This window comes from Sphingomonas pituitosa NBRC 102491 (genome assembly GCF_001598435.1).
In the GTDB taxonomy this organism is placed as follows: Bacteria; Pseudomonadota; Alphaproteobacteria; order Sphingomonadales; family Sphingomonadaceae; genus Sphingomonas; species Sphingomonas pituitosa.
Map to the genome: position 1 here is coordinate 58,606 of NZ_BCYY01000021.1, position 14,315 is coordinate 72,920.

The window sequence follows — 14,315 nt, forward strand, 5'->3', positions numbered from 1 at the left end:
ATCCAGGATATGGGTTTGACTTTCCCCATGAAGTAGTTGCCTCCTCCTATTCAGGGCCTGATCGGCCCGCAAAACGGGGGCAGGTGATCTTGCGACGTTCGCTGATCCTCATGGGTCTGACCGGTCTGCTGCCGATCGTCGTGCTGGGCTCCGCCTATGGCGCGGTTACCCTGCGCGAACAGCGCGCCGCGCTGGACCGTCAGGCGGCACTGGCGAGCCGATCCACCGCGCGCCTCGTCGGCCGAGAGATCGCCGCGACCATGGATGCGGTGAAGATGATCAGCCGCTCGCCCTCGCTGGACGCGGGCATCGATCGCGCGCGCTTTACCATGCTCGGCCTGCGGCTGATGGACGACCATCGCAACTGGACGGCGCTCAGCATCGCCGATTCCGCGGGCAACCGCATACTCGATCTGCCGGAGCCCATCGGCGGAAGCCTTGGGAAGGTGGTCGATCCGGTCAGCCTTGCCCGCGCCGTGCGGACGCGCGAGGCGCAGATCGGCCATGTCGTCCGGGGCCCCGGCGGCGGCGTCGCCTTTGCGGTGCGGGCGCCCGTCCTGCAGCGCGGCGCCGTTCCCTACGTCGTGTCCGCCGTCATTCCCGTGCAGGCCATGCAGCACCTGCTGTTCGCCGAGGAGATTCCCGCCGATTGGCGCCTGCGCCTGTTCGACAAGCGCGGTGCGGTCATCGCGCAGTCCGGCGCGGCGACAGGCGATGCCGTGCAGTCGGTCGTCACCGCGGTGCCGGAAGCCGGCTGGCATGTCGAAGTGGCGGTGCCGCGCGGCAGCTTTGCCGCAGTCACCCGGCAGACCCGGTTCGTGCTGATCGGCGGCGGGGTGGTAGCGCTGGCGCTGTTCGCCGCACTGGGCTTCGCGCTGATGCTGGAGCTGCGTCGCTTCCGGCAACGCCAGGCGGCGACGTTGCAGGCGCAGCGGTTGGAGGCGCTGGGCCGCCTGACCGGCGGCGTCGCGCACGATCTCAACAATCTGCTGACGCCGATTCTGGGTGGACTCGACCTGCTGCGCAGCCGGATCGGCGAGGACTCCAAGGCGCTGCGCTACATCGATAGTGCGACGAGCAGCGCCGAACGGGCCCGCAGCCTCGTCGCGCGGCTGCTCGCCTATGCCAAGCGCCAGGCGCTCACCCCCGAGGCGATCGACGTTCCCGCCATGCTTGCCGATCTGCAGGAACTGCTCCAGCGTTCGGTGGGTCCGACGATCCGTTGCACGATCCACACCACGCCGGACCAGCCTGCGGTGCGCGCCGACCGCAATCAGCTGGAGCTGGCGGTGCTCAACCTCGTGATCAACGCGCGGGATGCGATCCAGACCGGCGGCCGGATCAGCGGCACAATCCGCGTCGATGTTCGCCAGCCGCGGCACGAGGACGTGCGTGGGCTGCCGCGCGGCGAGTATCTTGCGCTCGCCGTGCACGATGACGGCTGCGGCATGGATGCCGCCACGCTGCGGCGCGCGATGGAGCCGTTCTTCACGACCAAGGCGGGCGATCGCGGCACCGGCCTCGGCCTGTCGATGGTGCATGGCTTCGCCGAACAATCGGCCGGACGGCTGGTGCTGGAAAGCGCGCCGGGCCAGGGCACCAGCGCCACGCTGATCCTGCCGACGACCGAGGCACCCGCGCCGGCACGGGACGCGGCGGGAGACCGGCCGACACGCACCGCCGAGATCCTGCTGGTCGACGACGATCCCGCCGTTCGCGAGGCCGCCGCCGAAGTGCTGCGCGCGCATGGCCATCTGGTCGCCGAAGCGGAATCGCTGAGCCAGGGCATGGCCGCGCTCCACGGAGCGCCCGGCACCGCGCTGGTGATCACCGACTATATGATGCCCGGCGGCACCGGCGGCGAGTTCATCACGCGCGCCCGCGACGCCGGCCTTCCCCAGCCCTTCCTGCTGCTGACCGGCTATACCGACACTGCGGAGGACCTGCCGGGCGACGTGCCCCAGCTGCGCAAGCCCTTCCGCGAACGCGAGCTGCTGGACGCCGTCGACGCGCTGCTCGTCTGAGCGACCTCACATCTCGCCCGGCCCGGGCAACCAAGCGGGATCGAAGCGGATGCGACGGGGCGGCAGGGGCGATATAGTGCGCAGCATCTCGATGTCGCCCAGCACGATCCGCTGACCATGCCGGGCGATCAGCCCCTCGCGCTCGAGCAGGCGCATCGTGCGATTGACGTGGACGGCCGTCAGCCCGAGCACGTCGCCCAGCAGCTCCTGCGTCAGCGGCATGTCGAATCGCCCCTCCTCGACCGCGCCGATCCTCGCCAGCCGATCATGGAAATCGAGAAGCAGCCGCACCAGCCGCTCGCGGGCGGAGGACTTTCCCATCGCCGCGACGACGTCCATCAGCGCCAGCCGCTCGATCTGCACCGACATGAACAACAGCGGCCCGATCCGGGGATGGGCGATGAGCACCTCGCGCATGCGGGTGAGCGGCACCTTCGACACGCGGCATTCGGTCACCGCCGTCAGCGTGTCCGCAGCGGTATCGAGCACCATGCTGGGCGTGCTCATCATGTCGCCGGCAATGTGGACCTTGACGATCTGGCGCTGCCCGGCGGGCAGCCGGATTGCCGAGGTGGCCCAGCCTTGAAGCAGCAGGTAGATACCGTCCACCGGATCGCGATCGCGACGGATCGTCGCGTTGCGGCGATAGACCATCTCGGGTTCGCCCAGGTTGCGCAATACTTCGGCTTCTTCGTCGCTGAGCGTTGCCTGCTCGTGGAATCGCGTCAACGGATAGTTCGGCACTCCAGATGCTCCCCCTGTCCTGGATGTGTCCGCCGGCAGAAAGCCGACGTGCCGGAACGGCGGCCCCTGCACGCCGGGCCAGCTCGCTCACAAACGCTGCCTAACCGGGGCGCCCCCGGCTGGCAATCACACCCATAGGGGTAATTCGACTTAACCTGTTATAAGATTTAGATTTTCATTCGCAACGCATTGGTGCCTGCACTCACAGCTCCGGCAGCTGGTCCAGCAGCTTGTCCGGGGTTATCGGGAAGCTGCGCACGCGCACCCCGCAGGCGTGGTGGATCGCGTTCGCGATGGCCCCCGCCGCGCCGCAGATGCCGAGTTCGCCGACACCCTTCGCCTGGAGCGGACTGCCCGCCGGATCGCGCTCGTCGACCAGCACCACGTCGAGCGCCGGCACATCCGCGTTCACCGGGACATGATATTCGGCGACGTCGTGGTTGACGAGGTGGCCGTCTCGCGGATCGAACACCAGCTCTTCGGTGAGGGCGCTGCCGATGCCCCACACCATGCCGCCCAGGCACTGCGAGGTCGCGGTCTTTGCGTTGAGCGCCCGGCCCAGGCCGAAAGCACCAGTCATCCGCCGCACCCGCGTCTCGCCGGTATAGGCGTTCACGCCCACCTCGACGAAGAAGGCGCCGTACATGGCGATGGCGAACTTCTCGTCGATGCCGCCATTCTTGAAATGGCCGGTCTCGGTGAGGTCCGCCTTCACCAGTTCGGTGAACGGGATGCGACGATTGCCCGCAACGGCGGTGCCGTCCTTGAGCGTGAGATCCGCTTCGTCGACGCCGAGCTGTTCGGCCAGCTGCTCGCGGATCGACTCGCAGGCCGCAAATACCGCCGAGCCGGTCGACGCCGCCCCCCAACTGCCGCCCGAGCCCGCGCCCGGCGGATAGCGGGTGTCGCCGAGCTGGACGAGGACCTTCTCCGGCGGCAGGCCGAGCATCTCGCCGGCGATCTGGCCGAGAATGGCATAGGTGCCGGTACCGATATCAGTCATGTCGCTCTCGACCACGGCGGTACCGTCGGTCGACAGCGTCACCCTGGCCTGGGCTTCGTTGAGGTTGTGGACGCGGCAGGCGGTGGCCATGCCGGTGCCGATCCACCATTCGCCCTCGCGGCGCTGGCACGGGCGGCGGTCGCTGCCGTCCCATCCGAAGCGCTCGGCGCCGACCTTCAGGCACTCGGCGAGGCGGCGCGAGCTGTAGGGCAGCCCTTCGCTCGGATGCATCTCGGGGATGTTGCGCAGGCGCAGCTCGACGGGATCGATGCCGCTGGCCAGTGCCAGCTCGTCCATCGCCGCTTCGAGGCACTGCATGCCCACCGCCTCGCCCGGTGCGCGCACCGAGCCCGCGGTCATCCGGTGGATGCGCGCGAGGTCGATGCGCAACCGGCGATGCTCGCCGCGATACAGGAATTCGCTCGCCTGCGTCACCGGCTCGGCGAACTTCTCGCCGGGCAGGTTGGAGACCCAGGCCTCATGGCCGAAGCCGTTCAGTCGCCCCTCGCCATCCGCGGCAAGGCGGATGCGCTGGCGTGTCTCAGACCGGCGCATCACGCACTGGAACACCTGCTGGCGGCTCATCACCACCCGCACCGGCCGGCCGAGCTCGATCGCCGCCACCGCCGCCGCGGTCAGCTCCGCGCTGATGCCCAGCTTGGAGCCGAAGCCGCCGCCGACATAGGGGGAGATCAGCCGCACCTGCTCGGGCTTGATCCCCAGCGCGTCGGCCAGTTCCTTCTGATTGTATTTGAGCATCTGCAGGCTCGAATGGGCGGTGAGCGTGTTGCCGTCCCAGTCGGCGATGCTGGCGTGCGGTTCCATCGCCGCGCTGGCATGGCCTTCGGTGGTATAGGTGACGTCCACCGCGTGGGCAGCATCGCGCATCGCGACGTCAAGATTGCCCTGCTCCACCGGCTCGCCATAGGCTTCGTGGGCAGCGTGGCTGTCGTCCTGCTCGAGCGGCACCTTGGCGGGATCGTCGGCGCGATAGGCGATGCGCAGCCGGGTGGCGGCGTCGCGCGCCTGCTCGAACGTCTCGGCGACGACGAGCGCGACCGGCTGGCCGTAATAATCGACCTTGTGGATCTCGCGGACGGGCGACTTGCCCGCCCCGCCCTGCGCCGAGCGCGTGATCATCCGCGGGTCGGCGATAACGGCCAGCACGCCCGGCATGCCGAGCACCGGTGCGGACTCGATCTCGACGACCTCGCCGCGGCTGATCGTCGCGAGGACGAGCACGCCTTCGGCGCAGTCGGCGAGGACATATTCGGCCGCGTAGGGCGCGACACCCGTTGTCTTGGCGCTGCCGTCGGGCCGGTCGAGCGGACGGCCGATGATGCCCTGCGCCATCGCATCGAGCCGGTTGCGCTCGTCCGGCTTGTCCATCGTGTACAGGCGAGTCACAGCGTACCTCCCGTCGCTTCGCGCAGCACCGCCTTCAGCGTGCGGCGGGTGAGCGGAATCTTGAAATCGTTGCTGCCCTGGCCGCGTGCCGTGTCGAGCAGCAGCGCAGCAGCTTCGTCGAAGAGCGCGTCCGACGGCGCCTGGCCTTCGAGCAGCGCCTCCACACGGGGATCATGCCACGGCTTGTGCGCCAGCCCGCCAAAGGCCAGCCGCGCGCTGGCGATCACGCCTTCCTCCAGATGCACCACCGCCGCCACCGAGACGAGCGCGAAGGCGTAGGAAGCACGGTCGCGCACCTTGCGGTACAGCTGGGTGCCGCCCGGCGGCGCCGGCAGCACCACGCCGGTGATCACGTCGCCGGGTTCGAGCACATTGTCGCGCTCGGGCGTGTCGCCGGGCAGGCGGTGGAAGTCGCGCACCGGCACCATCCGCTTGTCGCCTTTCGCGCCATGGATCTCGACGGTGGCGTCGAGCGCCGACAAGGCGACGGCCATGTCGCCCGGATAGGTGGCGATGCAGGCGTCACTCGCCCCGAGGATGGCGTGAATCCGGTTGAACCCGCCGATCGCGGCGCAGCCGGTGCCGGGCTCCCGCTTGTTGCAGCTCTGGGAGAGATCGTAGAAGTAATAGCAGCGGGTCCGCTGGCAAAGGTTGCCGCCGGTCGTCGCCTTGTTGCGCAGCTGGAAGGTAGCGCCCGCCAGGATCGCGCGCGCCAGTACCGGATACTGGCCACGAATCCGCGGATCGGCGGCGCAGGCGCTGTTCGAGACGAGCGCGCCAATGTGCAGCCCTTCCCCATGCGGCGTGATCCCGCCCAGCGGCAGGCGGTTGACGTCGACGAGGGCGGTGGGCGTCTCCACCTCCAGCTTCATCAGGTCGAGCAGGTTGGTGCCGCCGGCGATCGGCTTGGCCCCCTCCGCCACGAGCAGCTGGCCGGCATCGCCCAGGCCATGGGCGCGCTGATAGTCGAAGGGCTTCATGCCTGCGCCTCCGCAACTTCGGCGATCGCCGCGACGATGTTCGAATAGGCACCGCAACGGCAGACATTGCCGCTCATCCGCTCGCGGATCTCTTCCTCGCTGAGCTTGGGCGCGCCAGCGACATCGTCACTGACGAAGCTGGTCCAGCCCGCGGCGACCTCGTCGAGCATCGCCTTGGCCGAGCAGATCTGGCCGGGCGTGCAGTATCCGCACTGATAGCCGTCATGGCGCACGAACGCGGCCTGGAGCGGATGCGGCGCATCGGGCGTGCCGAGGCCTTCGATGGTAGTCACGCTGTCGCCATCGTGCATCACGGCGAGCGTCAGGCAGCTGTTGATCCGCTGCCCGTTGAGCAGCACCGTGCACGCGCCGCACTGGCCGTGATCGCACCCCTTCTTGGTGCCGGTGAGACCGCAACCCGTGCGGAGGAAATCGAGCAGACTGGTTCGGGGATCGACGTCGAGATCATGTTCGGCGCCGTTGATGGTGATGGGCATGCGCGGCCTCCCTGGTCAGGGGGGCGAACGCGCGGATGCCGGGATCGGTCCCAAGGATGGGAAGGTTGTCATCAACCCTGTGCGTTCCCTCCCGCTTGCAGGAGGAGAACGATATTCAATGCCCCTTGCGCGGGATCAGGTGGAGCAACCCGGCGATCACGCCGCCCACCACCAGCCCGGCGACCGCCGAGCCCAGCGCATACACCGCCCAAGCGACCACGCCGCCGATCGGCCCCGTCGCGGCACCCGCGACTTCGGACCAATGATGCAGCGCATGCGGCACCGCGCCGAACCCGAATTCCTCCAGCCCGTGCAGCAGGATGCCGCCGCCGACCCAGGCCATCGCGCCCACGCCGATATGCGACAGCGCGGTGAGCAGCACCGGCATCGCCGTGACCAGCCCGCGCCCGAACACCGCGACGCCGCCCGACCCGCCGTTTCGGCTGAGGTGAAGGCCTATATCGTCCATCTTCACAAGCAGCGCGACGACGCCATAGACGCCGATGGTAATCGCGAACGCCACCAGCACCAGCGCGCCGGCGCGTGTCACGAACGCCATGTCCGCCGGCAGCTGCGCCAGCGCGATCACCATGATCTCGGCCGACAGGATCAGATCGGTACGGATCGCGCCGAGCACCTGGCGCTTTTCCAGCGCCTTGGCGTCGGTGATCGCCGCGACCTCGTCGGCATGATGTTCGCCGAGGAGCGCCTCGAGGATCTTCTCCGCCGCCTCGAAGCAGAGATAGGTGCCGCCCAGCATCAGGATCGGCGTCAGCGCCCAGGGCGCGAAGGCGCTGAGCAGCAGCGCCAGCGGCAGGATCACGACCAGCTTGTTGGCGATCGAACCGAGCGCGATCTTGCCGATGATCGGCAGCTCGCGATCGGGTGTGAGGCCGACGACGTAGCGCGGCGTAACCGCGGTATCGTCGATCACCACCCCCGCCGCCTTCACGCCGGCCCGGCCCGCCGCCGCGCCGACATCGTCCAGCGACGCTGCCGCCAGTTTCGCCAGCGCCGCGATATCGTCCAGCAATGCGACCAGGCCACCCGCCATCAATTCCCCCTTATGTTGCGTCCGCGCTAGCCGAGATGAAGCGAAAATGCACGCGTAGCGGTTAGGCTCCGCTCGATCGCCGGGGCACACACAGCGCCGTGCTGCGGTTCAGCCATGCTCGGTGCCGAAGGCCCGGTCACCGGCGTCGCCCAGGCCCGGCACGATATAGCTGTTCGCGTTCAGGGTTGCGTCCAGCCCCGCAGTCCAGATGGGCACGTCGGGATGGGCTGCACGGACCGCGACCGCACCAGGTCGCGCCGCCAGCAGACAGACGAAGCGCAGGTCGCGAGCGCCGGCAGCTTTCAGCCGGTCCAGTGCAGCGATCGCGCTGTTGCCCGTTGCCAGCATCGGATCGACCATCACCACCGGCCGGCTGGCAATGTCCGCGGGTGCCTTGAAGTAATATTCGATGGCTGCAAGCGTGACCGGGTCCCGGTACAGGCCGAGATGCGCGACCGCAGCTTCCGGCAGCAGGTCCAGCAGGCCATCGGCCATCGCCAGTCCCGCGCGGAGCACCGGAACGAGCACCGGGGGTGCACCGGCCAGGGCTGGCGCGTCCATCGGTGCGACGGGCGTGTCGATCGAGATCGGCGCAAGCGGCAGGTCGGCGAGCGCCGCAGCCCCAAGCAGGCTGGCGACGGCGCGCAGCTCGCTGCGGAAATGCGCGGGGGGCGTGCGGCGATCGCGCAATCGGGTAAGTCGGTGCTGGACCAGCGGGTGGGCGACGATCGTCAGCCCTGCAATCGGGATCTCGGGTTCGGCCATGGCCGTGTTGGTGGGCGATGCATTGCCCGGATGCAAGACGCGGTCGCGGCTACTATGGTCGAGCCTGCCCTGTAGGCGATGCGTTGCAACGCCCTGCCCTCGGTTTACGGCAAGCTTATCCGGCGCGTGTCGTATCGGCGCCGACCGAACCGCCGATCCGCTTCAGCAGACGTGTCCCACATAGCAGCCAGCCCGGCCCACGCGGGGCTGGCAAGGTGAGCCGTGATCGGATCGCATCGCGCGCGGCGTCATGCCACGTCGGTCGAACCGCATCCACGCCATGGCTACGCCATCTGTCGCCTTGAAGTTGCTCGATCATCATCACCCTTCCCGCCAGCTTACAAAACGCAGCGCCGGGGTGAGGGTTCACAACTTCTTTACCACGATCCGGCAAAAGCTCAGTCTGTATCTCCATTCGTGATGCCGGCGGCTAAGAGCAAATCAGGGATGCATTTGGCGAAAGCGAAATAGCCCTTGCGGCTATGCGGCCATGCGCGCGCGTCCCAGCCGCGGCAATGCTCTGCGATCCGCATGCTGGTGGATGAACGATGCGCTGCCAGCGCATCGGCAATAGGCCCGACCGGCGCATAGCCCGTCACGATCTGCGAGCAGCCTTCGGAAGCAGCAAGCGCCGCAGCAGCCTCCAGATCATCCACCCAGGCTGCGGCAGCCTGCCAATGGCTCGACGCGCGTTGCAGTCCATCGGCGACCGCGGCGATGTCCGCCGCACCACTGCAAAGGCGTCGGCACGCGACCACGCGGCGCACATGCAAGGATGCGAGCATAGGCTCCATCTCCAGGGAAAGGTCCTCTGGGGTCAGCAACAGCAGGGTTGGCGCGTGCAGATCCGGCCTATCGAATGTTCGCAGCGGCACGATGTCGGGAGCGGGCGTTTCACGTGGAACATCGGCGTGGGTAGCAAGACCCTGCGGATCGAAGCGCCCGCCGGTGTGCAGACGGATGCGCTCCGCGCTGGCGAGATAGACCTTGCCCTGGGTGTGCAACCCCGCAACCCAGCGCCAAGACAGCGTGTTGGAGGCGGGGTCCGCGTCCACCAAATGGGCGAAGGTGAACGCCGCGCCCAGTTCCCAGGGCAAGCCCAGCGTGAAGATCCAGATCGAAGCGAACTGCATCCGCGCCCAATTGTGCAGGTACCCCGTCTCGCGCAGTTCCCGAACCCAGGCATCGAAGGCGTCGATGCCGGTGCGCCCGGTCACGGCCACGTCGTAGCCCGCAGGTAGATCCTTGCTTCGGTGGTCGCAGTCCCGCCGCCATGCGCGCCAGACGGCGGGATGCTGCTCCATCCACCCCTTCCAATAGGTCCGCCAAAAAAGCTCCTGGAGGAACTTCGCGGCTGCCTGAGAACCATGGGCCGCCACCACGGCGCGGGCGACCTCCTCCTCGCTGATCAGCCGTCGACGCAGGGCCGAGGAGAGCCTCGAAACCGCCTGGTGCCTGCCAGGCCCCGCATCCGAGTTGCGCCCCTCCGCGTAGCTTCTTCCAGCCTTGGGCACGAACGTCGCAAGCCGATCCAGAGCCGCGTTGCGCGACAGCGGGAACTCAAAGGAAAGGGTCGATGACCGATCTTGCGCGGAGAGCAGCATGGCGGAATGCTGCCATGCTGCCACCGAAGGTCAATCCTGCCACAAGGGGCAGCCATATCGGATCAGATGCGTTCGCCGCTCAGCCGCTGACAAACCATATCGAGCTGATCGAGCGTCGAATATTGCACCGTCAGCGTACCGCCCTTCTCCGCCTGCGCAATGCGAACGTTCAGTCCAAGCACGTCGCCCAAGTGCCGCTCCAACGCCGCAATGTCCGGATCGGGCTCGGCGCGGACCTCGGCAGCCTTGCGCTTTGGGGCGGGCTTGGCAATGCGGGCCAACTTCTCGGTGTCGCGCACCGAAAGTCCCTTGGCCACGACTTCGTGCGCCAGCTTCTCGGGATCGGGCGCGCCGATCAGCGCGCGGGCATGACCCATTTCGAGCGAACGGTCGACGACCATCTCGCGTACCGGCTCAGGGAGGTCGAGCAGCCGCAACAGATTGGCGATGTGGCTGCGCGATTTGTGAACGATCTTGCCCAGCGCTTCCTGCGTGTGGCCAAATTCCCGGATCAGCCGGGCATAGCCTTCCGCTTCTTCGATCGCGTTGAGGTCCTGGCGCTGGATATTCTCGATCAGCGCAATTTCGAGCGTCTCCGCGTCATTGAGCTCGCGGACAATCACCGGCACTTCGTGCAGCCGGGCTCGCTGCGCCGCGCGCCAGCGCCGCTCACCGGCGACGATCTGGAAGCTCTGGCCGTGGGGCCGTACGAAGATCGGCTGGATCAGCCCGCGCGTCCGGATCGACTCCGCCAGCGTGTCCAACGCCTCCTCGTCGAAGTGGCGGCGCGGCTGGTTCGGATCGGCAACGAGCGAGCTTATCGGCAGCATCCGGACGCCGGAGCTGCTGGTCGGATTGCCCTTGATCGGCTCCTCGGAAAGGCTGTCCCCCAGCAACGCGGAAAGCCCGCGGCCGAGACCGGGGCGGGGTTTGCGGGCGGCGGCGGGAGATTCGGTCATGCGGCTTTCTGCAACTTGGGGAGTCGATCGATCACTTCGCGCGCAAGCGCGATATAGGCTTCGGAACCGGCACAGCGATGGTCATAGATCAGCGCCGGCACGCCGTGGCTGGGCGCCTCCGAAAGGCGGACATTGCGTGGGATGACGGTATCGAACACCACGCGCCCGAGCACTGCCCGCACGTCTTCCGAAACCTGGTCGGTCAGGCGATTCCGCCGGTCGTACATGGTCAGCGCAACGCCGAGAATCGACAGGCCGGGATTGAACCGGGTGCGAATTCGCTCGACCGTGTTCAGCAGCTGGCTGAGGCCTTCAAGCGCGAAAAACTCGCACTGGAGCGGCACCAGCAGCGCGTGGGCTGCCACCATAGCGTTGACCGTCAACAGGCCCAGCGACGGCGGGCAGTCGACCAGGATCACGTCCCAGCGCTCGGCACGATGGCGCTTGATCGCCGCATCGAGCCGGTGGGTACGGGCGTCGAACTCGATCAGCTCGATCTCGGCGCCGGACAGGTCCTGCGTCGCCGGCACCACGTCCAGGCCAGGAACACTGGTCGGCACCGCAACATCCTCAAGATCCGCATCGGTGACCAGCAGGTCATAGCTGGAATGCTCCCGATCCCCGCGGCCGATACCGAGTCCAGTCGAGGCATTGCCCTGCGGGTCGAAATCGATCAGCAGCACACGCTGTCCAGTGGCGGCAAGCGCCGTACCGACGTTGATGGCGGTCGTGGTCTTGCCCACACCGCCCTTTTGATTGGCGATCGTGATGGTGATCATCTGGCGCCTATCTGTGTTGCGACCACGATGCCCGAGTCCGGGTGCGTGATGCTGGGTTCCACGTGAAACCGACCTTGCCATTTCGCGCGCGCGGCATCCACCTCCGATTGTGCGCTGCGCCCCTTGGGCAGCAACCAGACTGTGGACGAATCGGTGCAGTGCACTGTGGATAACATCAAGGTCGACAACTCGGCGACCGCCCGTGCGGAGACGATGGCAACCGCATGTTCCGGTCGGAACGACTCCACCTTGCTGCCGATGACGGTGACGCGGTCGGCGATGCCGAGCTGGTCGGCGGCTTCACGCAGGAACAGAACCCGCTTTGCGCGCGGTTCTACCAGCACGACCGGGCGATCGGTGAGCAATGCGACGACGATGCCGGGCAGTCCTGCGCCGCTCCCTACGTCCAGCCACACACCGTCCTTCGCATTACCTGCAAGGGGAACCAGCTGCGCGGAATCGGTCAGGTGGCGCGCCCAGAGGCTGTCGAGGGTCGAGCGGGAAATGAGGTTCTGATTCTCGGCCTCGGCAACGAGGATGTTCCCGAAAGCCTCTACCATTGTTTCACGTGAAACACCGAAGCGGTCGCGTACCCAGTTGCGGGCTTCTTCTTCGGTCATGCCACCGCCTTTCGCGCGTGCAGTAGGATCGCCGACAAGGCCGCCGGCGTGATGCCGCGAATACGCGCGGCGCCGCCGAGCGTTTCGGGTGCTGCCGCGCTCAGGCGCTCCACCATTTCGTTCGACAGGCCAGGGATCGCTGCATAGTCCAGGCCAGGATGCAGCCGAACCGCATCATTGGCGCGGAGCTGCGCCACCTCGGCATCCTGCCGTTCGAGATAGGGGGCGTAGCGCGCGTCCTCCACATATTCCGCGAGCAGTGCCGGATCGGCTTGGGGTGTGGCATCCAGTACATGCGCGATCTCCACTCCCGGGAAGCGCAGCCATTCCCGCGCAGCCCGGCGCGCGCCATCCTGCGCGACGGGGGCTCCCCGCAAGTGCAGCTGGTGCGCCGTCCGCTCCACGGCGAACTGCGCGTCGAGAGATGCGCGACCCGCTTCCCGCAATCCGAGGCGCGCGCGACGCTCCGCGCCCAGGAGGCCGAGCGTATCGGCAATCGGGCCCAGCCGCGTCTCCGCATTGTCCGCGCGAAGCCGAAGCCGGAACTCCGCGCGCGCGGTCAGCATGCGATAGGGTTCAGTCACGCCCTGCAACACCAGGTCGTCGATCATCACGCCGAGATAGGAGGTGGCACGGTCCAGCACCAACGGCACCGCGCCCAGCGCAAGCGCGGCGGCATTGGCGCCCGCAGCGAGGCCCTGCCCGCCCGCTTCCTCATAGCCCGTCGTCCCATTGATCTGGCCTGCGAAGAAGAGGCCCGGGATCAACGGCATCGCAAGCGTGGAATCGAGCGCGCGGGGATCGATATAATCATATTCCACGGCATAGCCGGGAACGGTAATCACCGCCGCTTCCAGCCCGGGGATAGAGGCGATCATCGCCGCCTGCACGTCCACAGGCAGCGACGTCGATAGCCCGTTTGGATAGATCCAGTGGTGATCGAGCGCCTCGGGCTCAAGGAAAATCTGGTGGCCGTCGCGGTCGCCGAAGCGATGCACCTTGTCCTCGATCGAGGGACAGTAGCGCGGGCCCTGCGCTTCAATCGCGCCGGTAAACATCGGCGAGCGATCCAGGCCGCTACGGATCGCATCATGCGTCGCCTGCGTCGTGCGGGTAACGGCGCAGTGCAGCTGGGGAAGCGGCCGCGCTGCGACCATCGGCGACATCGTCCATTGCTCGACGTCGGAGGGCTGCTCCTCGGTTCGCGCCCAGTCGATTGTCCGACCGTCCAGGCGTGGCGGCGTGCCCGTCTTCAGTCGTCCCATCGGCAGCGCCAGCTCGCGGAGCTGCGCTGCGAGGCGGAGCGCTGAGGCCTCCCCTACCCGTCCTCCTTCAAACCGCTCCTCGCCCCGGAACAGGCGGCCGCCGAGGAATGTGCCGGTCGCCAGCACGACAGCAGTGGCGCCAAGCAGCGTGCCGTCGCGGAGCTGCACGCCGGCGATACGCCCGCCTTCGAGCGTCAGCGCTTCGGCTTCCCCGGCAATGAGGGTCAGCCCCTCTTGCGCGTGCAGCATCGCCTGGATCGCGGCGGCATAGCGGCCCCGATCGGCCTGTACCCGCGGCCCCTGCACTGCCGTGCCCTTGGACCGATTGAGCATGCGATAATGGATGCCGGCAGCGTCGGCAGCGCGTGCCATCAGGCCGTCGAGAGCATCGATCTCGCGAACCAGATGGCCTTTGCCAAGCCCGCCGATCGCCGGATTGCACGACATTGCGCCGAGCTTGGTCAGATCGAAGCTGAGCAGCGCGGTGCGCGCGCCACGACGCGCGGATGCGGCAGCCGCCTCCGTGCCGGCATGGCCGCCGCCGATCACGATCACATCGAATTGCATCGTTCCGCTAAACGCCTTCGCGCAGGACTTGTCCAGAGCGCGTGCGG

General features: G+C 67.6%; 12 protein-coding genes. 1 reads left to right on the top strand and 11 read right to left on the bottom strand.

Features of this window, described 5'->3' with window-relative positions; genetic code table 11:
* Positions 1-83: 83 nt before the first annotated feature.
* Complete coding sequence (locus tag SPI01S_RS16440) at positions 84-2,024, top strand: ATP-binding protein (protein WP_245653634.1); 1,941 nt, start codon at positions 84-86, stop codon at positions 2,022-2,024.
* Positions 2,025-2,030: 6 nt separating this feature from the next.
* Here SPI01S_RS16440 and SPI01S_RS16445 read toward each other — a convergent pair whose 3' ends face one another.
* From SPI01S_RS16445 to mnmG, 11 genes are all read right to left on the bottom strand, one after another.
* The gene (locus SPI01S_RS16445; protein WP_066725003.1) at positions 2,031-2,768 is read right to left on the bottom strand and encodes a Crp/Fnr family transcriptional regulator; all 738 of its coding nucleotides are present in this window, start codon (positions 2,766-2,768) and stop codon (positions 2,031-2,033) included.
* 202 nt (positions 2,769-2,970) lie between these two features.
* Entirely contained in the window at positions 2,971-5,160 is a 2,190-nt protein-coding gene (locus SPI01S_RS16450; protein ID WP_066725006.1) for a xanthine dehydrogenase family protein molybdopterin-binding subunit, read from the bottom strand.
* Positions 5,161-5,174: 14 nt separating this feature from the next.
* Positions 5,175-6,158 carry an FAD binding domain-containing protein gene (locus tag SPI01S_RS16455; protein WP_066725008.1) on the bottom strand — a complete coding sequence of 328 codons (984 nt, stop codon included), beginning with the start codon at positions 6,156-6,158 and terminating at the stop codon, positions 5,175-5,177.
* Positions 6,155-6,655, bottom strand: a complete 501-nt coding sequence (locus tag SPI01S_RS16460) for a 2Fe-2S iron-sulfur cluster-binding protein (RefSeq protein ID WP_084253523.1) — start codon at positions 6,653-6,655, stop codon at positions 6,155-6,157. Before SPI01S_RS16460 ends, SPI01S_RS16455 begins: the two co-directional genes overlap by 4 nt.
* Positions 6,656-6,770: 115 nt before the next feature.
* On the bottom strand, positions 6,771-7,709 hold the full coding sequence (locus SPI01S_RS16465) for a DUF808 domain-containing protein (protein ID WP_066725011.1): 939 nt from the start codon (positions 7,707-7,709) through the stop codon (positions 6,771-6,773).
* Between the two features lie 108 nt (positions 7,710-7,817).
* Positions 7,818-8,474 (bottom strand): uracil phosphoribosyltransferase, encoded by a 657-nt coding sequence (upp, locus tag SPI01S_RS16470; protein ID WP_066725014.1) that lies wholly within the window; start codon positions 8,472-8,474, stop codon positions 7,818-7,820.
* Between the two features lie 398 nt (positions 8,475-8,872).
* Positions 8,873-10,078, bottom strand: coding sequence for an FAD-binding domain-containing protein (locus SPI01S_RS16475; RefSeq protein WP_066725017.1), 1,206 nt, complete (start codon positions 10,076-10,078; stop codon positions 8,873-8,875).
* A gap of 62 nt (positions 10,079-10,140) precedes the next feature.
* Positions 10,141-11,037, bottom strand: a complete 897-nt coding sequence (locus tag SPI01S_RS16480; RefSeq protein ID WP_066725020.1) for a ParB/RepB/Spo0J family partition protein — start codon at positions 11,035-11,037, stop codon at positions 10,141-10,143.
* Positions 11,034-11,816, bottom strand: a complete 783-nt coding sequence (locus tag SPI01S_RS16485; protein ID WP_066725023.1) for a ParA family protein — start codon at positions 11,814-11,816, stop codon at positions 11,034-11,036. Before SPI01S_RS16485 ends, SPI01S_RS16480 begins: the two co-directional genes overlap by 4 nt.
* A complete protein-coding gene (gene rsmG / locus SPI01S_RS16490) occupies positions 11,813-12,436 on the bottom strand; it encodes a 16S rRNA (guanine(527)-N(7))-methyltransferase RsmG (RefSeq protein ID WP_066725026.1) in 624 nt (207 codons plus the stop codon). Before rsmG ends, SPI01S_RS16485 begins: the two co-directional genes overlap by 4 nt.
* Complete coding sequence (gene mnmG, locus SPI01S_RS16495) at positions 12,433-14,268, bottom strand: tRNA uridine-5-carboxymethylaminomethyl(34) synthesis enzyme MnmG (protein ID WP_066725029.1); 1,836 nt, start codon at positions 14,266-14,268, stop codon at positions 12,433-12,435. The genes rsmG and mnmG overlap by 4 nt, the downstream gene beginning before the upstream one ends.
* Positions 14,269-14,315: the final 47 nt, after the last annotated feature.

Coding starts and splice junctions, on each gene's coding strand:
- SPI01S_RS16450 (WP_066725006.1), bottom strand. CDS start 5,160: ATGGACAAGCCGGACGAGCGCAACCGGCTCGATGCGATGGCGCAGGGC.
- SPI01S_RS16455 (WP_066725008.1), bottom strand. CDS start 6,158: ATGAAGCCCTTCGACTATCAGCGCGCCCATGGCCTGGGCGATGCCGGC.
- SPI01S_RS16460 (WP_084253523.1), bottom strand. CDS start 6,655: ATGCCCATCACCATCAACGGCGCCGAACATGATCTCGACGTCGATCCC.
- SPI01S_RS16465 (WP_066725011.1), bottom strand. CDS start 7,709: ATGGCGGGTGGCCTGGTCGCATTGCTGGACGATATCGCGGCGCTGGCG.
- upp (WP_066725014.1), bottom strand. CDS start 8,474: ATGGCCGAACCCGAGATCCCGATTGCAGGGCTGACGATCGTCGCCCAC.
- SPI01S_RS16475 (WP_066725017.1), bottom strand. CDS start 10,078: ATGCTGCTCTCCGCGCAAGATCGGTCATCGACCCTTTCCTTTGAGTTC.
- SPI01S_RS16480 (WP_066725020.1), bottom strand. CDS start 11,037: ATGACCGAATCTCCCGCCGCCGCCCGCAAACCCCGCCCCGGTCTCGGC.
- SPI01S_RS16485 (WP_066725023.1), bottom strand. CDS start 11,816: ATGATCACCATCACGATCGCCAATCAAAAGGGCGGTGTGGGCAAGACC.
- rsmG (WP_066725026.1), bottom strand. CDS start 12,436: ATGACCGAAGAAGAAGCCCGCAACTGGGTACGCGACCGCTTCGGTGTT.
- mnmG (WP_066725029.1), bottom strand. CDS start 14,268: ATGCAATTCGATGTGATCGTGATCGGCGGCGGCCATGCCGGCACGGAG.